The following is a 25735-nucleotide window of genomic DNA, read 5'->3' on the forward strand; positions in this document are numbered from 1 at the left end:
GGCGATGCTCCCACTTTCCCCTTCCGATTCCCCCCTGCGCTGATGGGCGACTGCTCTGGCGCGAACATATCGCCACCCGTAACCGATTAGTTTGTTGATCTTGCTCAGGAAATGGCCCGCTTGCGCTTTTCACCCCAGCCCCGTTCGGTAACATAGCTGCCTGGCAACCTCTTGTCGGAGTCAGCCATGAGCCAGACCAGCACCATGTGGCAGGTAAAAAGCAGCAGACTGGAGGCTGACATTCAGGGGCGGTAGCGTGGTTTTTGCAGGCTGGCGCAGAGCGTAGCCTAACATACTAGATATTGAGACAGGCCCTTGTTATCTGACAACCCCTTTGGGGATAGGTTCTAAGCCAAGTATCAATGAGCAAGTTTCAGAGTTATAACACCAGCCAAAATGAGCGTAACCCCCAAATAGCGGAGCAGCGATGTTGGATCGCCATATACCATAATTCCAATAAGAAAGGTTCCTACGGCACCGAGACCTGTCCAAACAGCATACGCAGTCCCGATCGGGATCTGCCGTTGCGCTAGAAACAACAACCCACCACTTGCGATCATGAATATAACTGCAATCAATATTCCAGGAACTGTTTTCCCCGGCACCTGTGCCATTTTCAACCCCACTGGCCATCCTATTTCAAGCAATCCAGCCGCAATAAGATAGATCCAGCTCTGCAGGCCAATCCCCATCATAAAACCCCTACATCTTTTAACTTCTTACTTATTTACAGTATTTTCCCCAGCCAAAATGTGAGCAATAACATGTTAATGCGACCCTTCACCAATAAGACCCCCTTGGAGCCCAAACCAATTAACTGCTGATGCTGACTCTCACAAACCCACAACAACACCATAAAAACGTTGATGTGACCCATCCAATCTTCAGCCCGTAGGTTCGAATAGCGCAGCGTATTCGGACAATCGCGAATAACCCGCCGCGATATAAGCAGGGATCGGAAGCTCCCTTTGCGGGGTTGCTATCGACCGCCTTGGGGTGGGTCAAGACTTGCCGGTGCCACTATAAGCTGGATTTATGGGTTTTCCGATTATGACCCAACTTTTGCTTATAGTGGCGACCACCAGTCCATCAACGCCTGTGGTGGCCAGCTTAAGGGCCGCAGGGAGCTTGTTATAGGTTCTTCCGATCCAGCTACAGGTAGTTCCCCTGCCGCAGGGCGGTCAGCAGCTCATCCACCAGCGCAGCGACCGGTTTGCCGGCGTTAAGCAGATGAATTTCCGGCTGCTCGGGCGCCTCATAGGCGGAGTCGATACCGGTAAAGTTGCGAATTTCCCCTGCCCGCGCCTTTTTGTAGAGCCCCTTGGGGTCGCGCTCTTCGCAGACGGCGAGCGGCACATCGACAAAGACCTCGACAAACTCCCCCTCGCCCAGGAGACTGCGCACCAGCTCCCGCTCGGCACGAAACGGCGAGATAAAGGCGGTGAGCACGATAAGGCCCGCATCTACCATCAGTTTTGCCACCTCGCCGACCCGGCGGATATTCTCCTGCCGCGCGGCATCATCGAAACCGAGATCGCCACACAGACCGTGGCGCACATTGTCGCCATCGAGCAGATAGGTGTGCTTGCCCTCGGCGGCCAACGCCTGCTCCAGCGCCCCCGCTAGAGTCGATTTGCCCGCCCCCGACAACCCGGTAAACCAGATCACCAGCGGTCGCTGCCCCTTGGCCTCGGCCCGGCTGGCCTTGTTCACCGCATGCTGATGCCACACAACGTTATTCATCCAGACTCCTTCTTTTCGGCGCAATCCCGCCCCTCACCCTGACCCTCTCCCAAAGGGAGAGGGAACACACCCTGCCCCCTCTTTGTCCTCAGCGGCAGGAGGGGTGGGAATCACGGAGGACACTCATCATCCTGCTATCTCCCAAGGGAGAGGGAACACCGATTCCCTACCCCCTCTTTTCCTCAGTGGCAGGAGGGGTGGGAATAACGGGGGACGCTCATCATCCTGCTCTCTCCCGCAGGGAGGGGAGAACAGCGCGCTATTGCTTGTCGCTGTCGTTACCGATGGCAAGGGCTTGCCAGTGCGGGAAGTGCTTGCGCACCAAGGCGTTGAGCTCGATTTCAAACTCGCTGTAGTGCCCCTTCACCGCTTTCGCGGCCAAGCCCTCTACGATCATGCCGGCGCCGACGGTGACGTTGCTCAGCCGGTCGATCAGGATAAAGCTGCCGGTATCGCGGATCTCCTGATACGGGTCGAATGCCACCGGGTCGGTGAGGCTCAGCTCGCACAGGCCGATCTCGTTGAGCTTGAGCTCGCTTGCGGGCAGCTCATCCAGCTTGTTGATCTCGATGCGATGGCGGATCGCCTCCACCTGACCACGACTCTTCTTGGTGGCCAGCTTGACGTCGTAGACCCGGCCCGGTTGCAGGGACTCCTCCCCCATCCAGACGATATGGGCCAGCAGGTTCTGGGTCACTTGCGGACGGTTGGCGGCATCCACCAGCAGGTCGCCGCGGCTGATGTCGATCTCGTCGGCGAAGGTAACGGTGATGGCCTGACCCGGCAGGGCGTACTCCAGATCGCCGTCGAAGGTGACGATGCGGGTCACCGTGCTCTCCTTGCCCGACGGCAGCACCGCCAGCTTGTCACCCACCCGCAGGATGCCAGAGGCCAAGGTCCCCGCGAAGCCGCGAAAATCGAGGTTGGGGCGATTTACATACTGCACCGGCAGGCGCACCGGGTGACGCTCCAGCTCACGCTCCACTTCCGCAGACTCCAGCAGAGCAAGCAAGGTTTCCCCCTGATACCAGGCCAGCTTGTCGCTTGCATTGACCACGTTGTCACCGTCCAGCGCCGAGACCGGCACGATATGGATGGTGTCGACGCTGAGCTTCTTGGCGAACTCGCGGTAGTCGGCACTGATGCGCTCGAATACTTCCTGACTGAACTCCACCAGATCCATCTTGTTGACCGCCACCACGAACTGCTTGATACCGAGCAGGCTCGCGATAAAGCTGTGGCGACGGGTCTGATCCAGCACGCCTTTGCGGGCGTCGATCAGGATGATGGCCAGATCGCAGGTGGAAGCGCCGGTGGCCATGTTGCGGGTGTACTGCTCGTGGCCCGGGGTATCCGAGATGATAAATTTGCGCTTGGCGGTGGAGAAATAGCGGTAGGCCACGTCGATGGTGATGCCCTGCTCGCGCTCCGCTTGCAGGCCGTCGACCAGCAGCGCCAGGTCCAGCTTCTCGCCGGTGGTGCCGAGCTTCTGGCTGTCGGACTCCAGCGCTTTGAGCTGATCTTCATAAATCTGCTGGGAGTCGTGCAGCAGGCGACCGATAAGGGTGCTCTTGCCGTCATCCACGCTGCCGCAGGTGAGAAAACGCAGCAGACTCTTGTGCTGCTGGGCGTGCAGATAGGCTTCGATGCCCTGTTCGGTGATGGCGGTCTGAATATGGCTGTTCATGCTGACGACTCCTTAGAAATATCCCTGACGCTTCTTCTGCTCCATGGAGCCGGCCTGATCGTGGTCGATGAGCCGCCCTTGCCGCTCGCTCGAGGTGGTGAGCAGCATCTCTTCAATAATTTCCGGCAAGGTGGTGGCAGCGGATTCGATGGCCCCGGTCAGCGGATAGCAGCCGAGGGTGCGGAAACGCACCAGCTCCTGCTTCACCTCATCCTCGGCGGTGAGCGGCATGCGATCGTCATCCACCATGATCTTGATGCCGTTGCGCTCCACCACCGGACGATGGGCCGCGAAGTAAAGCGGCACTATGTCGATGTTCTCCAGATAGATGTATTGCCAGATGTCCAGCTCGGTCCAGTTGGAGAGCGGGAACACCCGGATGCTCTCCCCCTTGTTGACCTGGCTGTTGTAGACCCGCCACAGCTCGGGGCGCTGGTTTTTCGGATCCCAGCGGTGGGACTTGTCACGGAAGGAGTAGACCCGCTCCTTGGCGCGGGACTTCTCCTCGTCGCGGCGGGCACCACCGAAGGCGGCGTCGAAGCCATATTTGTTGAGCGCCTGCTTGAGCCCCTCGGTCTTCATGATGTCGGTGTGCTTGCCGCTGCCGTGCACGAAGGGGTTGATGCCCATGGCGAGCCCCTCCGGGTTCTTGTGGACGATCAGATCCAGCCCGTACTTTTTGGCGGTCTCGTCGCGGAATTTGATCATCTCCTTGAACTTCCAGTCGGTGTCGACGTGGAGCAAGGGGAACGGGATCTTGCCCGGATAGAAGGCCTTGCGGGCCAGATGCAGCATGACGGAGGAGTCCTTGCCGATGGAGTACATCATCACCGGGTTTTCAAATTCGGCAGCCACCTCGCGGATGATATGGATGCTCTCGGCTTCCAGCTGCTGCAAGTGCGTCAATCTTTCACGGTCCATGTTGGTCCTCGGGTCATTGCTTATGCGCCTGCTCGGGGCGCCGGGTGGTTCAGTGCGCGGCCGCACCGGCAGCCGCATCAAATATCTCTTTGCGCTCAGGCCAGCTGCACCAGCTTGAGGTCGCAGCTGTCGAGATCCGGGTTAGCGTGCTGCTTGCCGCCCTGTTCTCCGCTCTTTTCCCCAAACCAGGCCAGCCGCTCGCGCAGGGCAACCACTTCGCCGATGACGATAAGCGACGGGCTTACCGCCTGTTTGGCCAGCTCGGCCAAGTCGGCCAGCGTGCCGGTCAGCACCCGCTGACGGGATGTAGTGCCGCGCTCGATGATGGCGATGGGGGTGGCTTGGCTTCGGCCGTGATCCACCAGCTGCTGCTGGATATGCTCGGAGCGCATCAGCCCCATGTAGATGACAAGGGTCTGACTGGTGGCGGCGAGCTGCTGCCAGTCGGGCTCCTTGCCCTCTTTCTGGCAGTGGCCAGTGATAAAGACGGCGCTCTGGGCATAGTCACGGTGGGTGAGCGGAATGCCGGCATAGGCGGTGGCTCCGGCGGCAGCCGTGATGCCGGGCACCACCGAGAAGGGGATGCCTTCGTCGGCCAGCACTTCCAGCTCCTCGCCGCCACGGCCAAACATAAAGGGATCACCCCCTTTCAGCCGCACCACCCGGTTGCCCGCCTTGGCGTAGTCCACCAGCAGGCGATTGGTCTCCTCCTGCGGCACGCTGTGGGCGCCCGCCTTCTTGCCGACCGACACCAGAGTGGCGTCGCGGCGCACCAGATCGAGGATCTCGGCGGAGACCAGCTGGTCGTAGAGCACCACTTCAGCCTGTTGAATCTGTTGCAGCGCCTTGAGGGTCAAGAGGCCCGGATCGCCGGGGCCCGCGCCGACCAGCACCACCTCGCCCACTTCGCTTTTCGCCTGATCGAGTCCATCGCTCAGCCACTGCTCAGCACCTTGCCAATCCTCTTTTTCAATCAGGCTGGCTAGGGTGTTGGAGGCAAAGGCGCGCTCCCAGAAGCGGCGACGATCGGAAATCGAGGAGAGCACCCGCTTGGCCTTGTCACGGACCCGGCCGGAGAGCTCGGTCAACCCGCCAAGATGGCGCGGCAGCAGGCTCTCCAACCGCTCGCGCAGCAAGCGCACCAGCACCGGCGCCTTGCCGCCGCTGGAGACCGCCACCATCAGCGGCGAACGATCGATGATCGAGGGGAAGATAAAGCTGGAACGCTTGGGATCATCCACCACATTGACGAACAGACCCAGCTGGTTGGCGCTCTGATAGACGAGGGCGTTGACTTCGAGGTTGTCGGTCGCCGCCACCACCAGGATCTGGCCTGCCAGATGGGCCGGGGTGAAACGCTCGGCAAGATGGGTAAAACGACCGGAAAATTCCACAAATTCCGGTTCAAGCTCCGGGGAGACGATGGTCAGTCGGGCACCGGCCGCCAGCAGCAGGCGCGCCTTGCGCAGGGCCACTTCGCCCCCGCCCACCAGCAGCACCGGGCGCCCGTCCAACTTGGCAAACATCGGCAAATAATCCATTTCGACCCATCCCTCGGAATACGACTAATATGGGGCGACTATAGGCAGGGCCACTTATCCCTCAAAATAATAAAAAATGCTTTTTAAGACACTTTGGTAATTAGCAAAGCCATTTACTGACTAAAGAGAGCGAAAGTCGCTTGTAGTGCCAAAGGGCAAACCCTAGGCTATGGACTGTGTTTCATAAGGAGCTTAATGATGAACGAATCATTGATTGTGCTAGGGATTTTTGTATTTCTGGTCATCGCAACCCTGAGTGCCGGCATCAAGATAGTGCCACAGGGCTTCAACTGGACTGTCGAGCGCTTCGGCCGCTACACCCGCACCCTGACCCCGGGCCTCAACCTGCTGATCCCCTATGTGGATCGGGTCGGCCACAAGATCATCATGATGGAGCAGGTGCTGGACATCCCGGCACAAGAGGTGATCTCCCGCGACAACGCCAACGTCACCATCGACGCCATCAGCTTTGTGCAGGTGGTGGATGCCCGCAAAGCGGGCTACGAGGTCAACGATCTCACCAGCGCTATACGCAATCTCACCATGACCAATATGCGGACCGTGCTCGGCGCCATGGAGCTGGACGAGATGCTCTCCCAGCGCGACACCATCAACGAGAAACTGCTGCGCACCATGGATGCCGCCACCGCCCCCTGGGGTATCAAGGTGACCCGCATCGAAATTAAAGATGTGCGCCCGCCGCTGGCACTGGTCGAAGCGATGAACGCCCAGATGAAGGCCGAGCGCCAGAAACGGGCCGAAGTGCTGGAGGCCGAAGGGGTGCGCCAGTCCAAGATCCTGAAAGCGGAAGGTGAGAAACAGTCCCAGATCCTCAAGGCCGAGGGTGAGCGTCAGGCCGCCTTCCTCGCCGCCGAAGCGCGCGAGCGGGCTGCCGAGGCAGAAGCCAAGGCGACCCACATGGTCTCCAAGGCCATCGCCGAAGGGGATCTGCAGGCCATCAACTACTTCGTAGCCCAGAAATATACCGAAGCGCTGGCCCGCATCGGTGAAGGTCCCAACAGCAAGGTGGTGATGATGCCGCTGGAAGCGGGCAGCCTGATTGGCGCCGTGGCCGGTATGGCCGAGCTATTCAAGGATGGCAAGGGCGGCAAGTCATGATCACCCTGTTCGAGGGGCTGACCCATTGGCACTGGCTGGGGCTCGGCTTCGTGTTGCTGGCCATCGAGGTGCTGGGGTCGGTGGGTTTTCTGCTCTGGACCGGCATCGCCGCGCTGGAGGTGGGCCTGCTGCTGCTGGTCTGGCCCTTCGGCTGGCAGGCACAACTGCTGCTGTTCGCCCTGCAATCCCTGCTCACCACCTGGGCCTGGTGGCGCTGGCAGCACAATCGGGATCGCTCCGGAAAGGATGCCGCCGCCCCCATCAACGAGCGGATGCAGAGCTATCTGGGCCGTGAGCTGACCCTGATCGATGATGTCGTGCAGGGCTCCAGCCGGGTGCATCTGGATGATACGGTCTGGACGGTGCGCTGCAGCCAGCCACTGCCGGCAGGCACCCAAGTCAGAGTGGTGGGAGCCGACTCCCATATCCTGCTGGTTGAACCGCTCTCCTGACCGCCTGCAAGCCATAAAAAAGCCCGCGATATCGCGGGCTTTTGTTTGCATCACCATCAGGTACGCAGCCGCTCCAGCTGGCTGGCCAGCGCCGTTGCCGCTTGCTCCAGCGTTTCGCTGAGCTGATGGCTGGCATTGGCCTCCTGACCAATCACGTTGGCGGTGTCGCCAATACGCATCAGGTTCTGGTTGATGTCGTCGCTGACGGCGCTCTGCTGTTCGGCAGCCGTAGCGACCTGGCTGATATGGTCGTGGATCTGCTGGATCTGGGAGACGACCAGATTGAGCGCCTCGAATGCCTGCTCGGTTCCCTGCACGGTAGAGCTGGAGCGCTCGATGCCGGTATTCATCAGGCGCTGGCTACTGTTCACCTCGGCCTGCAAGCTACCAATCAACTGACCTATCTCGTCGGTTGACGCCCTTGTCTTGGTCGCCAGTGCCCGCACCTCGTCCGCTACCACCGCAAAACCGCGCCCCATGTCGCCAGCGCGGGCAGCCTCGATGGCGGCGTTCAGAGCCAGCAGGTTGGTCTGCTCGGCGATGGCCCGGATCACATCGAGGATCCGGCTGATATTGGCGCTGCGCTGGGCCACCAGTGCCACCGCCTTGTCAGCCTCGTGCATATCCTCAACCAGGGTATGGATCTCCTGCCGCGCATTGCTCAAGGTCTGCTGGGCACTGTTGATGTGATGGGTCGCAGCCTCCGACTCCTCGGCAGCCTGCTCGGCATAGCCTGCGACGCTGACCGCGGTAGTGCTCATCTCGTGCATGGCACTGACCACACTCTCCAGCTCCAGATGCTGTTCATCCAGACTCTGGCGCATGGTGTTGGCGGTCTGCTTCATGCCTCTGGCCTGATCGTTAACCTGCTGCCCTATCTCCTTGCTGCTCTGCACCATGCCACGCAGCTTGCCAAGGAAAGCGTTGAGATGCCTTCCCAGCTCTATCAGTTCTGCGTGAGTATCAATCTCTATCTTCTGGGTCAGGTCCCCCTCGTTGCTGGAGAGGTGAGAAACATGACGGCTGATCAGAGCCAGCGGCGCAGTAATGGTCTGGATAAACCAGATCAGCAGGCCAAGCACCAGCAGCGTGATGACTCCCATGGCCATCACCTGCTGCTGCTGGGCACCCTGCAGCAGGGCGCCCAGATCGCTGCTGATGCTGCGCGCCTTGCTCAGCGCCAGCGCCTTGGGCACCTTGATCATCAGCCACCACTGGGCATTGGCGACATCAACCCGGATCGGCTGCTCGAGGATAAAGTCACTGTCACTGCTGACCGGCTGGCCAGTCGGCAGGGCTAGGCCCACCTCCTTGAGCGGACGACCCAGCTTGTTGGCGTAGCGGTTGCTGCCCACAATCAACCCCATCTTGCTGACGATGGTGACATCCGCCTTGTTGTCATAAAGGCTCTTGCCCAGCGTTTCGGCCAGTTGCTGGAAGATGGGCAGGTTCATGTCGACCCCGGTCAGACCGACAAATTTGCCGTCGTGAAGAACGGGCACGGTCAGACTGGTCATCAGCATCTTGTTGCCCGGGCTTATCTCGTAGAGGTAGGGCTCCATCAGGCAGGGTTGGCGGGTATCGCGGCCACAGAGATACCACTCGCTATTGCGGATGCCAAATTCGTTGAGGGATGTATCGAACTTTGCCTCGCTGGCAGCCGCATCGATCGGCTGCTGGGTAACGGCGCCCCCCTGACCCTTGGTGAAATAAACCTCCAGGCTCCCCTTGCCCGCCACCGAGTGGCTGGCTCCGGCCACCCAGTTGGCGTCCTCGCCATCGTAACCGTTCGGCTCAAATTGGGCATAGATGGAGCTGATCCCGCTCGCCTGCTGCAAGCTGCTGCCAAGCAGCGACTCCACCTGTGGCCGTGACAAGCGCTGTTCCGGTTTGGCCATGGCCGCTTCAATCTGGGCAGTGACCGTCAGGGGGATCTGGTAGGAGTTCTGCATCAGAGAGGATATCTGGATGGCATAGCGCTCAGCCTGATATTGCAGGCTGTGGGAGACCTCCTGCTCCAGCGCATCGCTGGTCTGGGTCATCACCATGGTACGAAGAGAACTGAAAGAGGCCGATTGCAGCAAGGTCATGGCCAGACCGGTGAGGAGAAAGAGCCCCATGGTCAGACACAAGAGCTTGAACTTGAGTGAACGTTGCTTCATGCGGCAACTCCTTATGGCAAGAGTAACAACGAATAAGTTGAGTATATTCCCCTACTTGCCACTCACCCGATTTGTTGATGGGTTTGCAGCCGGCTTCTGGTTATAATTTTTGCCTTCCCGAGCGTTGATGGAACAGTCGCAAATGAGCAATGCACTGAGCAGTATCCCACCGGTAGTCGAAATGGACTACCCCTTTCCGGCCAAACCGCAGCCCCTGAGTGCCGAGCTGAGAGCCGCCCTGACGACAGAGATCAAGGCACTGCTCAAGGAGCGCAAGGCGGTGCTGGTAGCCCACTACTACACGGATCCCGAGATCCAGGCGCTGGCCGAAGCCACTGGCGGTTTTGTTGGTGACTCGCTGGAGATGGCCCGTTTTGGCCGCGATCACGAGGCGCAGACCCTGATCGTCGCCGGGGTGCGCTTTATGGGCGAAACCTCCAAGATCCTGAGCCCCCACAAGCGGGTACTGATGCCGACGCTGGAGGCCGAATGCTCGCTTGATCTGGGCTGCCCCATCGAGCAATTCTCCGCGTTTTGCGATGCCAACCCGGATCATACCGTGGTGGTCTACGCCAATACCTCGGCTGCGGTCAAAGCGCGGGCTGACTGGGTCGTTACCTCCAGCATCGCGCTCGAGATCGTCGAACACCTCGACAGTCTGGGTCACAAGATCATCTGGGGCCCGGATCGCCATCTGGGTGCCTATATCGAGAAGAAAACCGGCGCCCAGATGCTGCGCTGGCAGGGCCACTGCATCGTCCACGACGAGTTCAAGGCCCGTGCCCTGCGCGAGCTGAAAGAGCAGAATCCGGACGCTGCCGTGCTGGTGCACCCGGAATCCCCCGCTTCGGTGATCGAGCTGGCCGATGCGGTCGGCTCCACCAGCCAACTGATCAAGGCAGCCAAAGAGCTGCCCCAGCAGAAGCTGATCGTGGCGACCGACCGGGGCATCTTCTACAAGATGCAGCAAGCCTGTCCGGAGAAAAAGATGGTGGAAGCCCCGACCGGTGGCGATGGTGCCACCTGCCGCAGTTGTGCCCACTGCCCCTGGATGGCAATGAACGGTCTGGTGGCGATCAAGGAAGCGCTCACCGATGGTGCCGAGCGCCACGAGATCCATGTCGATGAAGCGCTGCGGGTTAAGGCCCTCATCCCGCTCGACCGCATGCTCAATTTCGCCGCCGAACTCAAATTGAAAACCCAGGGCAACGCCTGATTGCCGGAATAACGAGATGCAAAGAGGGCTCCCGCGGGAGCCCTCTTTATTTAGCTGAACCTCATCCTGCTCAGATGATCACGGTAGAGAAGCTGTGCTCTTCATCCGGCGCGACGGTCACCCCCGCGTCGCCGGCAATGGCGGCTTCGACACAGAGCATGGTGCGATAGCCATCATCGCTCATGTCAGCCATGGCGGTAGCCCCTTCCAGCCAGGGGGTCCAGACCACTGTGCTGTCATGGTTGCCACTTACCACCCGGATCTCGCGATCGCCATCCTGTACGCGTACCAGCGCCTCAGGCTGCCAGTAGACCCGATCCAGCGGCCCGTTCAGGGTCAACGCCCCCCGCTGCTGGCCATTCAGACCGGTCAGCTTGTCGGCATAAAGCTCGCCAAGGCCGGTGACGCTCACCGCCTCCGGTGCGCTGATCTGCAAATAGGTGTGTAGCGCCCCGCTATAGACCAGTGGCTGGCTACCGGTATTGCGAGTGGTCAGCACCAGCGAGAGCTCCTTGCCGACCAGCACATCCAGCTCCAGCTCGAAGGCGTGATCCCACAGGGCTCGGGTGGCATCGCTGTCGCGCAGAGAGAGATGGACGAGCGTGCCGTCGGCATGGTCGGAGACCCCGTCCAGCATCCAGAGGGTGGTGCGGGCAAAACCGTGGGAGGGTTTGCCGCTACCGACACGGGCCGGCGCCGGGCCAAACCAGGGCCAGCAAAGCGGAATACCGCCACGGATCGGCTTGCTGCCATCCAGCACCGCCTTGTCGCTCAACCAGATGGAGGCTGGCTCGCCATGGCGCTGATAGGTGAGCACATGGCCACCGAACAGGCTGATCTCGGCCTTGGCATAGTCGTTGTTGACGGTGAGAACGGGCAGGCCGGCTGCATTGTTGGCGAGCTGGCAGCTGGCTGTCAGGGGACGAATGGATTGCATGAGGACTCCTGTCATCAGGGAAACCGGAAAACAAAAAGGCGGCCCATGGCCGCCTTTTTCAAGCTACGCGATTGCGCATCCCAAATTACTTGGTGATGTGAGCGATCAGGTCCAGAACTTTGCTGGAGTAGCCCATTTCGTTGTCGTACCAGGATACAACTTTAACGAACTTGTCAGTCAGCTGGATACCAGCTTTGGCGTCGAATACGGAGGTCTGACGCTCACCCAGGAAGTCGGTAGATACAACTTCGTCTTCGGTGTAGCCCAGAACGCCCTTCATGGAGCCTTCGGAAGCAGCTTTCATCGCTTCGCAGATTTCTGCGTAGGTGGCAGCTTTCTTCAGGTTAACGGTCAGGTCAACAACAGACACGTCCGGAGTCGGAACACGGAAAGCCATACCGGTCAGCAGGCCTTTCAGTTCCGGGATAACTACGCCAACAGCCTTGGCAGCACCGGTAGAGGACGGGATGATGTTCTGAGCCGCGCCGCGGCCACCGCGCCAGTCTTTGGCAGACGGACCATCAACGGTCTTCTGGGTAGCAGTGGTAGCGTGAACGGTGGTCATCAGACCGGATTCGATACCGAAGGTGTCGTTCAGTACTTTAGCGATCGGAGCCAGGCAGTTGGTGGTGCAGGAAGCGTTGGAAACGATGTCCTGGCCAGCATAGGTAGCGTGGTTAACGCCCATTACGAACATCGGGGTCGCGTCTTTGGACGGGCCAGTCAGAACAACTTTCTTGGCACCGGCAGCGATGTGCTTGCGAGCAGTCTCGTCGGTCAGGAACAGACCGGTAGCTTCGGCAACAACGTCAACACCGATTTCGTTCCAACGCAGGTTGGCCGGGTCACGCTCAGCGGTAACACGTACGGTTTTGCCGTTTACAACCAGGTTGCCGTCTTTAACTTCAACGGTACCCTTGAAACGACCGTGGGTAGAGTCGTACTTCAGCATGTAAGCCATGTAGTCAACATCGATCAGGTCGTTGATACCAACAACTTCGATGTCAGAACGCTCGCAAGCCAGACGGAATACGAAACGACCGATACGGCCAAAACCGTTAATACCTACTTTGATAGTCATATTTAGTTACCTAACTGTTCAGTAGTCAAAGAAAATTCCGCTTGTAAATTTACTAGAACTCTCTGGTGAGTCAACCAACATTCTGTCTGAAATTGCGCTATATCATGAAAAACTGTGAAATTTATTTTCTGTTTATGTAACTGATTACCACGTTTTGTCGAAAAAGAGGTCAGTTGTTGCATCGCCCGGAGATCGACAATAGTGCCTGCCACGTCACACAACCGTGATGATGGATATGTAAAAATGTGCGCGGTTTAGCATGGCCCATAGAGCCACTGTTCAAGTACCACCCCATAAAAATCAAACAAAATAGTATAGATAGAATCCACAGCGGGAATTCTCAAACTATGACCACCCTGATTGAACAGCTGGCTGCCGCAAAAGGCATTGCCAGCGAGTATGTCGATGCCTGGGGCCAGCCGGCTCAGGTATCCGAAGAGAGCAAGGCTGCCATGCTGGGCGCCATGGGCTATCGCGTCGATGACGAAGCAGCCCTGATGCAGCAGCTGGAAGAGGAACATCGCCAGCACTGGCTGCGGGCGCTGGATCCCGTCATGGTGGTTCGCACCGGTGACGCCGTCACGCTCGAAGTCCGCCTCCCCATCGAATTCGTCAATGACGCCCTCACCTGGCAGCTCAAGCTGGAGCAGGGCGGCGAGCTCTCCGGCCAGTTCACCCCCATCGAGGGCGAGCTGGTCGGTGTGGCCGAATTTGAAGAGATGGAGTGCCAGGCCTACCGCGTGACACTGGAGATGGCCCCTGAACTGGGTTATCACGAGCTGGTGTTGCTGGAAGATGGCAACGACGAGCCGCTGGCCACCATGCGCCTCATCGTTGCACCCAAGGCGTGCTACAAGCAGGCGCCTATCGCCAATGGTCGCAAGGTGTGGGGCCCGAGCGTGCAGCTCTACTGCCTGCGCAGCCGCCACAACTGGGGTATCGGCGATTTCAGCGATCTCGGCCAGCTGGTCGAGAAAGCGGCCGACTGGGGTGCCCACTTCGTCGGCCTCAACCCCATCCACGCCCTCTATCCGGCCAACCCGGAGAGCGCCAGTCCCTACAGCCCCTCTTCCCGTCGCTGGCTCAACGTGGCCTACATCAATGTGGAAGCGGTGCCCGAATTCCAGAGCAATGCGCGCCTGAAAGCTGACGTGGCGAGTCCCGCCTTCCAGCAGCATCTGGCCGATCTGCGCGCCAAAGAGAACGTCGATTACACCGGCGTCATCGAAACCAAGATTGGCATGCTGCGTCAAGTGTTCGACGACGCCACCCTGAGCGCCGAGCGTCAGGCCGCCTTCGATGCCTTCGTCGCCGCCGGTGGCGACAGCCTGCAACAGCAGGCTGCTTTCGATGCCCTGCAAGCCTATTTCTATGGCAAGGGCGAGAATGCCTGGGGCTGGCCGGTATGGCCGGAGCAGTTCCGCGACTACCATAATCCCGCCGTTGCCAAGTGGATGGCCGAACACCAGCAGGATGTGAACTTCTACCTCTACCTGCAATTCCTGGCCGACGAGCAGCTGGCGCAAGCCGATGCCCGCGCCAAGGCTGCCGGCATGGTGATGGGGATCTACCGCGATCTGGCGGTGGGCGTCTCCGAAGGCTCCACCGAGATCTGGGCCAACCAGGATCTCTACTGCCCGAAAGCCTCGGTCGGTGCGCCGCCCGATATCCTCGGCCCGCTCGGTCAGAACTGGGGCCTGCCCCCGATGAACCCGAACAAGCTGTTCGAAGCGGCCTACCAGCCGATGGTGGACTTGTTCCGTGCCAACATGCGCTCCTGCGGCGCACTGCGTATCGACCACGTGATGGCGCTGCTGCGCCTGTGGTGGGTACCGCCCGGAGAGTCTGCCGCCAAGGGCGCCTACATCTACTATCCGGTCAACGATCTGCTGGGCATCCTGGCCCTCGAATCCCACCGTAACCAGTGCCTGCTGATCGGCGAAGATCTGGGTACCGTGCCGGAGGGGATCGACGTGACCCTGAAGGAAAACGGCGTTCACTCCTACAAGGTGTTCTTCTTCGAGCGCTCCAAGGCCGATGGCGGCTTCATCTCCCCGGCTCACTATGCCGAGCAGGCGATGTCTGCCCTGACCACTCACGACATGCCAACCCTCAAGGGCTTCTGGCACTGCGATGATCTGGCGCTGGGTCGTCAACTGGGTTTGTATCCAGATGAAGATGTGCTGAAGAGTCTGTATGCTGATCGCCACCAGGCCAAACAGCGGATCCTCGACAGCCTGCATGGCCACGGTGTTATCCCCGAGAGCATCAGCCATGACGTGAACTGGGTCGGTATGAATACCGAACTCAACCACGGTCTGCAGATCCACATGTCCCGTGGTAGCTGCGCCCTGTTCAGTACCCAGCTGGAAGACTGGCTGGAGATGGACAAGCCGGTCAACGTACCGGGCACCAGTTACGAATACCCCAACTGGCGCCGCAAGCTCTCCGCCGACCTGGAAGATATTTTTGCCAATGAGGCACTCAAGGCACTGGCCGGCAAGATGAGCCGCGCCCGTGATGAGGCCAGTCGTTGAGCGGTTGTCCGCTACAGCCGACTCACCTAAATCCGCTCCGGCTCAGGCCGGAGCGGACGCTCTGTCATGAAAGGAAATCTCGATGCTCGTTGAACGTTTGGTTGCTGCCCGCTGTTCCGATCCCTTCTCACACTTAGGCCTGCAGGCCAATCCGGATGGGCCCGGCCTCAAACTGACTGCCTGGTTGCCTGATGCCGTTGAAGTTCGCGTCAAGGATCTCAAGTCGGGCAAAGTTGTTGCCACCCTGGCGCCCACCGATGAATCGGGTCTTTTTGAAACTGTTTTCACCCGCCGCAAGAACGCCTTCCCCTACCAGTTGCTCGTCAGTTACGCAGAAGCGACTGCCGAAGTCATCGATCCCTACCAGTTTCAGGATGCCGCCTGGGCAGGCCTGGCCGAACTGACCGCCCAGCCGGAAAACCTCTACCACACCCTTGGCGCCCAGCTGCGCACCGTGGAGCATCTCGGTCAGCAGGTGGAAGGGGTTCGTTTTGCGGTCTATGCACCGAGCGCCACCTCGGTGAGCCTGATCGGCGATTTCAACTTCTGGGATGGCCGTCGCCACCCGATGGAGCGCAGCCAGTGCGGTCACTGGGTGCTGTTCGTGCCGGGCATCAAGGCCGGGGATCGCTACAAATTCGAGCTCAAGGATCCCATGGGCAACCGGCTGCCGCACAAGAGCGACCCGGTCGGCTTCTACTGCGAGCAGTACCCCTCCTTCGCCTCCGTGGTCTATGACCACGACCAGTACCAGTGGCAGGATGCCGCCTGGCGCGAGAGCCAGCTCAACGACAAGCGCGAGCAGCCGCTCTCCATCTATGAGCTGCACGTCGGCTCCTGGAAGCGTCACCCCAATGGCGACAGCCTGAGCTGGCGCGAACTGGCGGTCGAGCTGGTCGCCTACATCAAGGAGATGGAGTACACCCACATCGAGCTGCTGCCGGTCTCCGAACACCCCTTCAGCGGATCCTGGGGCTACCAGCCGGTGGGTATGTTCTCCCCCACCAGCCGCTACGGCACCGCTGATGATTTCAAATACTTCGTCGATCAGTGCCACCAGGCCGGGATCGGCATCATTCTGGACTGGGTGCCTGCCCACTTCCCGTCCGATGCCCACGGCCTGGCCCGCTTCGACGGCACCCCGCTCTACGAGTACGAGGATCCACGCCGTGGCTGGCACCCGGACTGGAACTCCTACATCTACGACTTCGGCCGCAATACCGTGCGCCAGTTCCTGGTGGCGAGCGCCCTGTTCTGGCTCGACAAGTTCCATATCGACGGTCTGCGGGTCGATGCAGTCGCCTCCATGCTCTATCTGGATTACTCGCGCAACGCCGGCGAGTGGGTACCGAACGTCGATGGCGGCAACCACAACTACGAGGCTATCAGCCTGCTCAAGTGGACCAACGAGGAGGTCTATCGCAAGTACCCCCACGCCATGACCATCGCCGAGGAGTCCACCGCCTTTGCCGGGGTCTCCCGTCCCACCTTCCTCGGCGGCCTGGGCTTTGGCTTCAAGTGGAATATGGGCTGGATGCACGACACCCTCACCTACATGCAGAAAGAGCCGATCCACCGTCGCTATCACCACAACGACATGACCTTCTCCATGGTTTACCACTATGACGAGAACTTCATCCTGTCGCTCTCTCACGACGAGGTGGTACACGGCAAGCACTCCATGCTCTACAAGATGCCGGGCGACGAGTGGCAGCAGGCCGCCAACCTGCGCGCCTACATGGGCTTTATGTACGGCCACCCGGGCAAAAAGCTCAACTTCATGGGCACCGAAATCGCCCAGAGCAACGAGTGGAACCACGATGCCCAGCTGCCCTGGCACCTGCTGCAATATCCCAAGCACGGCGGCCAGCAGCGGTTGATCCACGATCTCAACCACCTCTACCGTCATGAGCCTGCCTTGTATCAGGCGGACTATGAGCAGAACGGCTTCCGCTGGCTAGATCACAACGATGCCGACAACAGCATCTTTGCCTGGCTGCGGGCCGACAAAGAGGGCAAACAGGCCATCATGGTGGCGTGCAACTTCACGCCGGTGCCGCGCATCGAATACCGGATTGGCGTACCGGCGGCGGGCCACTATCGGGTGGTGCTCAATACCGACAGCGAGTATTACTGGGGCAGCAACTATGATGTGGGTCTGGTCTTTGCGGCCGAGCCGACCCCCTGGCAGGGGATGGCACACAGCATAGTGCTGGATCTGCCGCCACTGGCGACCTTGTTCATCAAACAGGAGTCCTGATGCTGGTAATGGAAAAAGGGTCGGGCTACCCGCTGGGGGCCCGTCTTGACGAGAACGGTTGCAACTTCTGCGTCTGGGCTCCCCAGTCGGACAAGGTGGAACTCTGTCTGTTCGACGAACAGGAGCAGGAGCTGGCGCGCCTCGAGCTGCCCGGCCGCCGCGGCCAGTATCGCTTTGGCTATTTAAGCGGCGTACAAGCAGGTCAGCGCTACGGCTACCGGGTCTATGGCATCCCCCAGGAGGGGATGCTGTTCGACCCGCAAAAGCTGCTGATCGACCCTTATGCCCAGGCGGTGAGCCGCCCCACCTACTGGGACAACGCCCTCTATCAGGGCGACAGCGCCGCCATGATCGCCAAGTCGCTGGTGGTGGATGACGCCTTCGACTGGCAGGGGGTGAGCAAACCGGCCATCTGCCACTCGCGCACCATTCTCTACGAGGCCCACGTCAAGGGCTTTACCCGCCAGCACCCGGGGATCCCCAAGGAGCTGCAGGGCACCTATCTTGGCATCAGCCACCCGCTGATGATCGAACACATGAAGTCCCTCGGCATCACCTCGCTACAGCTGATGCCGGTGGCCGCCTTCATGTCGGAGCCCCGGCTGGAAGAGCTGGGACTCACCAACTACTGGGGCTACAACCCCATCGCTTTCTTCGCCCCCGAGCCCCGTTACGGCACCAGACAAGACGATGCCGTGACCGAGTTCAAGACCATGGTGCGCGAACTGCACCGGGCCGGGCTCGAGGTGATTCTGGATGTGGTCTACAACCACACCGCCGAGTCGGGCTTCGACGGCCCCATGCTCTCCTTCAAGGGCTTTGACAACGCCGGTTACTACGCCTTCGAGGCGGGCTCCCACGGCCCCGATTACACCCGCCACGCCAACGTCACCGGCTGTGGCAACAGCGTCAATCTGGATCACCCCAACACCCTGCGACTGGTGCTCGATGCCCTGCGCTACTGGGTGACCGAGATGCAGGTGGATGGCTTCCGCTTCGATCTGGCGGTGACGCTGGCGCGGGAAGCGGGCGAGTTCGACCCCATGGGCGCCTTCTTCAAGGCGGTGATGGCCGACCCCGTGCTGTCACAGGTCAAACTCATCGCCGAACCCTGGGATATCGGCCCCTTCGGTTATCGCCTCGGCCAGTTCCCGAGCCAGTGGCTGGAGATCAACGACCGCTACCGTGACACGGTGCGCTCCTTCTGGCGCGGCGATGCGGGCAAGATGGGCGACTTTGCCACCCGGCTGGTCGGCTCGCGGGACCTCTTCCCGAAGAACTGGCGCTCGCCTCACACCAGCGTCAACTACCTCTGCTATCACGACGGCTTCACCCTGGAGGATCTGGTCTCCTACAACCAGCGCCACAATCAGGCCAACGGCGAGGATAACCGCGACGGCCACGGCAACAACCTCTCCAGTAATCACGGCGTCGAGGGGCCGACCCTGGATCCGCGCATCAACAACCTGCGCCAGCAGCAGAAGCGCAATCTGATCGCCACCCTGCTGCTCTCCCAGGGCACCCCGCACTTCCTCGCCGGCGACGAGATGGGGCGCAGCCAGCTTGGCAACAACAACGCCTACTGTCAGGACAACCAGATCAGCTGGGTCAACTGGCAGTGGCGACCGGAGGATGAGCGGCTGTTCGCCTTCACCCAGCAGATGATGGCGCTGCGGGCGGAGTCCACCGTTTTCTCCAACCTGCAACTGAGCGATGACAGCTGGCACGGCACCGCCACCAGCTGCCATCAGGTCAACTGGTATCACCCGGATGGCCACCAGCTCACCGATCAGGATTGGCACGCCCCCATGGGGCAGGCGTTTGCCATGGATATCGGCATGATCAACTGCGTCGGCGAGCGCTGGTACGTGCTGTTCAACGCCAGCGACTACGATATCCAGTTCCGCCTGCCACCGCCGGGGGAAGGGCTGGAGTGGATCCAGACCATCGACACCGCCACCAACGACGGGCTGCCGTTCCTGCCCGACGATATCAAGCGGCAGGTGGCGGTCGGCCGCGCCCACTCTCTCAAACTGCTGGAGCGGGTGGCACTGGCCTGCACGGCTGAGGATGCCCAGCCGCCGGAACAGGCACTGCTGCCGGCATCCAGTGCGGATATGGCTGAAACCCCGATCACAGATCCGGGCAAACCATAACAGGCATGCTGGAGTCAGCTTTACGGAGCCGCTATGCTGGGCTCCGTTATTGATGGCAAGGAGTCGGTATGAGCAGTAACAACCCGGAACAGTGGCGCAGCAAGCTGAGCGCCGAGCAGTTTCATGTCTGCTGGGAGAAGGGCACCGAGCGCCCCTACAGCGGCGCCCTGCTCCACAATCGCAAGAGTGGCGACTACCTCTGCGTCTGCTGCAAGAGCGTACTGTTCCACTCAGATGCGAAGTTTGACTCCGGCTGCGGCTGGCCCTCGTTCGACCGTGCCATCGAGGGAACCGTGACCTACACCGAGGACAACAGCCACGGCATGAAGCGGGTGGAGATCACCTGCAGCCAGTGCGGCTCCCACCTCGGTCACGTCTTCCCCGACGGGCCGACCGATACCGGCCAGCGCTACTGCGTCAACAGCCTGAGCCTCGACTTCGAGCCGGACGCCTGAGCCCGACCAGCTACAGAAACGGCGCCTCCATCACGGAGGCGCCGTTTTTTATCTGCCTGACAGGATCGGAGGGGGCCCTCTGTAAGCGGCGATCACCGCCCCGGAGCCTGCCGCACCGCCAAGCCGACACTATAAATTTGATTTATGAGTTTTGGTGGAATGGCCAAACTTTTACTTATACCAAGCCACTCATAGCTTCTCTCGCCTTTCGCGGCATGTTGGCCGCCGCCACAGGCCAGTGCCCGATCCGCTATGGGCGATTAACAGCAAAACGCCAAGCGGCATCCCCTGAAAACACAGCAGGGAAAACCCCCGTCACACCTGCAACAGAGCCGCCAGCACCAGCAACCCTGCGATGGCCGGCACCGGCAGCTTCACCACCCGCAGCAGATAAAAGCCGATAACGGCCAGCGCCAGATCGGTGGGCGCCAGCACGGCGCTCTGCCACACCGGCTGGTAGAGCGCGGCCAGCAAAAGCCCCACCACGCCCGCATTGATGCCAGCGACGGCCCCCGCCAGACGAGGCCTTGCCAGCCACTGCTGCCAGCAAGGCCCCACCGCCCAGAGCAGCAGGAAGCCGGGCGCAAAGAGCGCCAGCGTCGCCGACAAGGCCCCGAGCAGCGGCGTCCCGGGCAACAGCTGGGTGCCAAGGTAGGTGGCAAGGGTAAACATGGGGCCCGGCACCAGCTGGGCCAGACTGTAACCGGTCAGGAACTGCTGTTCGCTGAGGGTGTGGCCCACGCTCTCGGCCAGCAGCGGCAGCACCACGTGGCCACCACCAAACACCAGCGCGCCCGCCCGATAGAAGTCGGCCACCAGCTGACCAAGGGGGCCACCGAGCAGCGGCAGGCCAAAAAAGAGGGCGACAAAGAGCAGCAGAAGCAGCCAGTTTGGCTGACTGGTGGTGGCAGCTCGTGGCTCGGCTGCCCCTTGCCTCCCCTCCCCGCGCTGGAAGCGGGCCGAGAGCAGCGCGGCGAGCGCCAGCATCCCCAGCTGGGTCAGCAAACCGGGTTGCCACCAGAGCGCGGCGGCGGTCGCCACCATGATCCCCTGAGCCAAGCGGTTGCTGCAGAACTGGCGACTCATGGCGAGCACGGCATCGGCCACCACGATCAGCGCCAGCAGCTTGAGGCCGTGCAGGGCGCTCGCCAGCCAGAGGTTGCTGCCCACCAGCGCCACCCCGAGGGCAGCCGCCAGCAGCAGGATAAAAGAGGGAAGGGTGAAACCGACAAAGGCGGCCAGCGCCCCGCCAAGGCCGGCACGATGGCGGCCGATGGCAAAGCCCAGCTGGCTGGAAGCTGGCCCCGGCAGCAGCTGGCAGAGCGCCAGCAGGCGGGCAAATTCGCCCTGCTCCAGCCAGCCCAGGCGCTGGACAAAGGTGCGCTGGAAATACCCGATATGGGCGGCCGGGCCGCCAAAACTGACGCATCCCAGCCACAAAAACCGCCAAAAGACCTCCCCCACGCTGCTGCTCCCGTCCCTTTCACGCCGATGGAGAGGAGATAATATGACAGCGCGATGATCTTTTTATGACAATCAGGCTGATCCGGCCGACACCATGGCCACATCACCCGGCAGATAGCAGCGCCCCGCCAGCCAGCAGGCGATCGACTGGCGACTGGCATCGAAGTGGGGTTCGGGCAGCGCGCGCGGATCACACCAGATCCACCCCTCGCACTTCTCCGGCTCCAGCAGTTGCGGCTCGCCCTCGGCCCGGGCGTACAGGGTGACCGAGATATAGTGCAGGCCGCTCTCGCGCCAGGTCTCCAGATTGTTGGTCACCGCCACCACCTCGGGCGCGCTGATCGCCAGCCCGGTCTCTTCGGCCACCTCGCGGATCGCCGCCGATTCGAAGCTCTCCCCCAGCTCGAGATGACCGCCCGGGATGGACCAGTAGGGGGCGTGGCTCCCCTTGCGCTTGCCAAGCAGCACCAGACCGTCGCGGTTGGTCAGGATGACGCCGACACCGACGCGGGGATAGGGGGTGGACATGAGCAAGCCTCCTCGATGGCGCAATGAAAACGGCCTACCTTAGGCCGGATAAACGGGCAGGACAAGCCTGCCGGAGGCGCTGCACGCCATCAACCGCAAAAACGGCCCGCAGAGAGATACGCCAGTAACGACCGCCACTACGGAGCAAGCCGCCAGAGAGTGTGATCTCTGCGCCATAAAATGACGAAAGTGGTACCGGATATCGATTTTTTAGCGATCCCGGTTCCACTTTGCGGTTTTGTTCATAGAGCGCTCAGTTTTCTCTTCCCATACTGGCCCCACAGTTCCAAAAGAGGAGAGACAAGATGGAGTCATCATTGGTCGGGCTCTCCATTCTGTGGGGGCTAGCCAGTTTTGGTGTTCAGGGGGATTTCATCGAGAGCCGTGATTCCGTTGCGCCATCCTGGCAAACCGGATCCAGAGTGGAGATGGAAGGTTATCTGATTGAATCGCTTGGTGAAAATCGCTGGCTGTTCGACAACGGTAGCGAGAGTCTGCAGGTCTCCCTGCCCGACGGGGCCTGGGTGCCCGCAGGGGAACGGCTGCGGGTGAGCGGGGCGCCGCAACAGGATCAGAGCGGCTGGCTGCTGCAGGTGGAGCAGGTCCGCGAAGTGGCCGTCTGACCGGTAACCGGTTAAACAAAGAGGAGGCATTGGCCTCCTCTTTTGCTTTTGGTCGCCCCGCCGTTAGCCGAGGTGGTTGAGCGGCAGCGCCGTCTTGTGCTTGATGCGGCGCAGCACGAAGCTGGAGCGCACCCCGGTCACCCCCGGAATATGGGTCAGCTTGTCCAGCAGGAAGTGCTGGTAGTGCTCCATGTCGCGCACCACTACCTTGAGCTGGTAGTCGGCATCGTTGCCGGTGATGAGGTCACACTCGAGCACTTCGGGCAGCTCGCTGATGGCACGGTCGAAGTTTTCGAACCGTTCCGGCGTGTGGCGGTCCATGGAGATATGAATGTAGGCGGTGAGGGTGAGACCAAGCTGGCGGGCATTGAGCAGGGTGACGTGGGTGTCGATGAGACCGGCATCCTCCAGCGCCTTGACCCGACGGGAGCAGGGTGACGGCGAGAGCCCCACCAGCTCGGCCAGTTCGAGATTGCTGATGCGGCCATTCTCCTGCATCAGTTCCAGAATGTGTCTGTCTATGCGATCCAGTTTCAGCATTACCCCTTCCTCGTTGCAATGACTAATCCACTTTTCCTAGGTTAAGGGTGAACTATTGCAAAAACAACCGAAATAAGTGGCTACTTTGCAACCACTCACTGGCACGGGAGGGATACTATGGTTACATCTTCCGGTGGCAAGACAGATACCTGACCGGGTCTCTGTGGCGAAGGACCTTACCGGGTCAAGAGCCCCATCAGCCGTCTCACCTTATCGGGCAACGACGGGCTGGAACGAGAGCATCCACTCCCCCGAAGGCAACAAAGCAGGCATCCCGGCGCCTGCTTTGTTGTTTTTGGAGGGTTGCCAACGGCGCTATCAGAGCGCGGTCGGCGTGATGCGATAGAGGCAGCGGTGCGCGCCATCCAGCAGATACTGCTCACGCTCCACCGTCGCCGGTGCCAGCAGCTGGCGAAACAGCGCCAGCTCGCTGCGACAAAAACCACGGCAGCTGCGCGCCGCCGCACAGATGGGGCAGTGACTCTCCCACAGCAGCCAGCTGCCATCCTCCTCACGGCGGATCTCCGCCATATAGCCTTCGCGGCTGCGCAGCTCCCTGAGCGCCTCCAGCCGACCGGACAACCCCTTGCTGCCCAGGGTCTGCTGATAGCGCGCCAGCATCTGCTGCTCCCGCTGCAGGATCAGCCGCTCCATCCCCTCCTCGCCAAACAGCTCGCGCACGTTGTCGATCAGCTGCACGGTCAGGTCGCTATGGGTATCGGGGAAGCGCTGCCAGGCCTGCTCGGTCAGCTGCCACAGCCGCACGGGACGACCGCGTCCGCGCGCCTCGTCGCTGAATGTGACCCACCCCTCCTGCTCCAGTGCGAGCAGGTGCTGGCGGGCGCCCATGGAGGTCATCTGCAACTGCTCCCCCAGCGCGGCGGCGCTCTGCGGGCCATGGCTCTTGAGCAGAAACAGGATCTTGTCGGTGCTTGCGTTCATGACTCCATTATGGGGAGCCCCCTTTATTAAATCAACAATTCACTTTACTTAATACCGATTATCACCCAGCATAAATAAACCAATTACTTTACTTAATGGATGCAACATGGCGAAACAACGGCACAAAAACCCCCTCTGGGTGCTGGTGATGACGGTCACGCTGGCGGTCGCCGGCTTCAGCCTCCCCTCCCCGGTATTGGCCCCCTTGCTGCTGGATCCGGCGCAGGGGATGCTGACGCCGGAAGCCTCCGACTGGAGCCGCAAGGTGTGGCTGGGGGTCATCATGGGGCTCTATCCCCTGTTCCAGCTGGTGGGCAGCCCCTGGCTCGGGCGGCTCTCCGACCGCTACGGCCGCAAGCCACTGCTGCTGCTCTCGCTGGCTGGCGTGCTGACCGGCTATGCCCTGATGGCGCTCGGCATCGCCTGGCGATCCCTCCCCCTGCTGCTGCTCAGCCGGGTGGTGGAGGGGCTGTGCAACGGCAACATCGCCATCGTGCAGGCGATGGCGGCGGATCTCGCCGGCAAGGAGCACAAGGCGCGCAGCTTCGCCTGGATCAATATCGGCATGAATCTGGGCTGGGTGGTGGGGCCGGTGATCGGGGGCTACGCCGCGGTGATCTCGGGGGATTACAGTCTGGCGGCCTGGCTGGCCGTCGCGATGACCCTGCTCAACCTGCTGCTGGTGCTCTGGCTGGTGCCCCATCGCCCGCCGGTGGCAGCCGCCCGGCAGGCACCGACCCTCTCCAGCCGCCAGCTGTTGCTGCAACCGGCCCTGCTCCCCTACTTCACCCTCACTCTGGTCAGCTATGGCGCGGTGCAGCTCTACTTCACCTACTTCAATATCTGGCTGGTGGAGCGGCTGGCCTGGGATCCGGCCCAGCTGGCGCAGGCGGCGGTGCTGGTGAGCCTGCCGATGATGGCAGGCTCCTGGCTCGGCTCACGGATTGCCCGCCACTGGCGCGGCAGCACTCTCGGCATCGTCGGCCATCTGGTGATGGCGAGCGGCATGTTGCTCTTTATCCTGCCGAGCCACTGGTGGGGACTGGCGCTCACCTTCATTCCGGCCGGCATCGGCATGAGTCTGGGGGAGCTGGCCACCTCGGTGGCGGTCTCCAACCGCAGCCATGCCGAGCAGCAGGGACAGGCGATGGGGCTCTACCGCGCCCTCGCGGTGGGCAGCGAGATCCTGGCGGTCGTGCTGGGCAGTCTGGTACTGCTGGCAGGGAGCGAGTGGCCCTTCTACCTCGCCACCCTCTGCGCCCTTGCCAGCGCCGCCGGTTTCTATCTGCTGCGCCAGCGTGCCGACCGCCGCCAGCAGTTGGCCAGTTGCGCCTGAGCCGGCAAAAGATCACAGTTCGGCGCTCCGTCATG

The 25735-nt window shown here is 61.0% G+C and carries 21 protein-coding genes; 9 read left to right on the forward strand and 12 right to left on the reverse strand.

Annotated elements, in window-relative coordinates; translation table 11 throughout:
• Nucleotides 1-359 precede the first annotated feature (359 nt).
• The 5 genes from I6L40_RS19765 to cysG form a co-directional block, all read right to left on the reverse strand.
• Entirely contained in the window at nt 360-695 is a 336-nt protein-coding gene (locus I6L40_RS19765) for a multidrug efflux SMR transporter (protein WP_082044051.1), read from the reverse strand.
• 457 nt (nt 696-1152) lie between these two features.
• On the reverse strand, nt 1153-1743 hold the full coding sequence (gene cysC, locus I6L40_RS19770) for an adenylyl-sulfate kinase (RefSeq protein WP_071912698.1): 591 nt from the start codon (nt 1741-1743) through the stop codon (nt 1153-1155).
• 259 nt (nt 1744-2002) lie between these two features.
• Entirely contained in the window at nt 2003-3430 is a 1428-nt protein-coding gene (gene cysN / locus I6L40_RS19775; RefSeq protein ID WP_216994755.1) for a sulfate adenylyltransferase subunit CysN, read from the reverse strand.
• Nucleotides 3431-3442: 12 nt separating this feature from the next.
• A complete protein-coding gene (gene cysD / locus I6L40_RS19780; protein ID WP_185228297.1) occupies nt 3443-4351 on the reverse strand; it encodes a sulfate adenylyltransferase subunit CysD in 909 nt (302 codons plus the stop codon).
• Between the two features lie 95 nt (nt 4352-4446).
• Nucleotides 4447-5892, reverse strand: coding sequence for a siroheme synthase CysG (gene cysG, locus I6L40_RS19785; RefSeq protein ID WP_216994756.1), 1446 nt, complete (start codon nt 5890-5892; stop codon nt 4447-4449).
• Nucleotides 5893-6090: 198 nt separating this feature from the next.
• On the opposite strand from cysG, the gene I6L40_RS19790 reads away from it, so the two are divergent.
• Both I6L40_RS19790 and I6L40_RS19795 read left to right on the forward strand, forming a co-directional pair.
• Nucleotides 6091-7011: an SPFH domain-containing protein gene (locus I6L40_RS19790; RefSeq protein ID WP_041210247.1), complete on the forward strand. Its 921-nt coding sequence runs from the start codon at nt 6091-6093 to the stop codon at nt 7009-7011.
• Nucleotides 7008-7463: an NfeD family protein gene (locus I6L40_RS19795; protein ID WP_216994757.1), complete on the forward strand. Its 456-nt coding sequence runs from the start codon at nt 7008-7010 to the stop codon at nt 7461-7463. The genes I6L40_RS19790 and I6L40_RS19795 overlap by 4 nt, the downstream gene beginning before the upstream one ends.
• Nucleotides 7464-7519: 56 nt before the next feature.
• Here I6L40_RS19795 and I6L40_RS19800 read toward each other — a convergent pair whose 3' ends face one another.
• The gene (locus tag I6L40_RS19800; RefSeq protein WP_071912691.1) at nt 7520-9625 is read right to left on the reverse strand and encodes a methyl-accepting chemotaxis protein; all 2106 of its coding nucleotides are present in this window, start codon (nt 9623-9625) and stop codon (nt 7520-7522) included.
• 142 nt (nt 9626-9767) lie between these two features.
• Between I6L40_RS19800 and nadA the strand changes: the two genes are divergently transcribed.
• Nucleotides 9768-10841 carry a quinolinate synthase NadA gene (gene nadA, locus I6L40_RS19805; protein WP_216994758.1) on the forward strand — a complete coding sequence of 358 codons (1074 nt, stop codon included), beginning with the start codon at nt 9768-9770 and terminating at the stop codon, nt 10839-10841.
• A 70-nt stretch (nt 10842-10911) separates the two neighbouring features.
• On the opposite strand, the gene I6L40_RS19810 is transcribed toward nadA, so the two are convergent.
• Together I6L40_RS19810 and gap are read right to left on the reverse strand one after the other, a co-directional pair.
• Complete coding sequence (locus I6L40_RS19810; protein WP_216994759.1) at nt 10912-11778, reverse strand: D-hexose-6-phosphate mutarotase; 867 nt, start codon at nt 11776-11778, stop codon at nt 10912-10914.
• Between the two features lie 85 nt (nt 11779-11863).
• A complete protein-coding gene (gene gap, locus I6L40_RS19815) occupies nt 11864-12859 on the reverse strand; it encodes a type I glyceraldehyde-3-phosphate dehydrogenase (RefSeq protein WP_033113224.1) in 996 nt (331 codons plus the stop codon).
• A 347-nt stretch (nt 12860-13206) separates the two neighbouring features.
• Here gap and malQ point away from each other — a divergent pair, with 347 nt between their 5' ends.
• The 4 genes from malQ to msrB all read left to right on the forward strand — a co-directional run bounded on the left by malQ (nt 13207) and on the right by msrB (nt 20267).
• Entirely contained in the window at nt 13207-15396 is a 2190-nt protein-coding gene (gene malQ / locus I6L40_RS19820) for a 4-alpha-glucanotransferase (RefSeq protein WP_216994760.1), read from the forward strand.
• An 82-nt stretch (nt 15397-15478) separates the two neighbouring features.
• Nucleotides 15479-17656 (forward strand): 1,4-alpha-glucan branching protein GlgB, encoded by a 2178-nt coding sequence (gene glgB / locus I6L40_RS19825; RefSeq protein ID WP_042030422.1) that lies wholly within the window; start codon nt 15479-15481, stop codon nt 17654-17656.
• A complete protein-coding gene (gene glgX / locus I6L40_RS19830) occupies nt 17656-19812 on the forward strand; it encodes a glycogen debranching protein GlgX (protein WP_216994761.1) in 2157 nt (718 codons plus the stop codon). Before glgB ends, glgX begins: the two co-directional genes overlap by 1 nt.
• A 68-nt stretch (nt 19813-19880) precedes the next feature.
• On the forward strand, nt 19881-20267 hold the full coding sequence (gene msrB / locus I6L40_RS19835) for a peptide-methionine (R)-S-oxide reductase MsrB (protein ID WP_033113220.1): 387 nt from the start codon (nt 19881-19883) through the stop codon (nt 20265-20267).
• A gap of 315 nt (nt 20268-20582) precedes the next feature.
• Here msrB and chrA read toward each other — a convergent pair whose 3' ends face one another.
• The gene (gene chrA / locus I6L40_RS19840; protein ID WP_216994762.1) at nt 20583-21731 is read right to left on the reverse strand and encodes a chromate efflux transporter; all 1149 of its coding nucleotides are present in this window, start codon (nt 21729-21731) and stop codon (nt 20583-20585) included.
• A 72-nt stretch (nt 21732-21803) separates the two neighbouring features.
• On the reverse strand, nt 21804-22259 hold the full coding sequence (locus I6L40_RS19845; RefSeq protein ID WP_216994763.1) for an NUDIX hydrolase: 456 nt from the start codon (nt 22257-22259) through the stop codon (nt 21804-21806).
• 305 nt (nt 22260-22564) lie between these two features.
• Between I6L40_RS19845 and I6L40_RS19850 the strand changes: the two genes are divergently transcribed.
• Complete coding sequence (locus I6L40_RS19850) at nt 22565-22882, forward strand: hypothetical protein (RefSeq protein WP_041210257.1); 318 nt, start codon at nt 22565-22567, stop codon at nt 22880-22882.
• Nucleotides 22883-22945: 63 nt separating this feature from the next.
• Here I6L40_RS19850 and I6L40_RS19855 read toward each other — a convergent pair whose 3' ends face one another.
• Complete coding sequence (locus I6L40_RS19855; RefSeq protein ID WP_005304871.1) at nt 22946-23422, reverse strand: Lrp/AsnC family transcriptional regulator; 477 nt, start codon at nt 23420-23422, stop codon at nt 22946-22948.
• 318 nt (nt 23423-23740) lie between these two features.
• On the reverse strand, nt 23741-24364 hold the full coding sequence (locus I6L40_RS19860) for a metalloregulator ArsR/SmtB family transcription factor (protein ID WP_209297220.1): 624 nt from the start codon (nt 24362-24364) through the stop codon (nt 23741-23743).
• 106 nt (nt 24365-24470) lie between these two features.
• Between I6L40_RS19860 and I6L40_RS19865 the strand changes: the two genes are divergently transcribed.
• A complete protein-coding gene (locus tag I6L40_RS19865) occupies nt 24471-25700 on the forward strand; it encodes an MFS transporter (protein ID WP_216994764.1) in 1230 nt (409 codons plus the stop codon).
• Nucleotides 25701-25735: the final 35 nt, after the last annotated feature.

The organism is Aeromonas sp. FDAARGOS 1410 (assembly GCF_019048745.1).
Classification (GTDB): domain Bacteria; phylum Pseudomonadota; class Gammaproteobacteria; order Enterobacterales; family Aeromonadaceae; genus Aeromonas; species Aeromonas jandaei.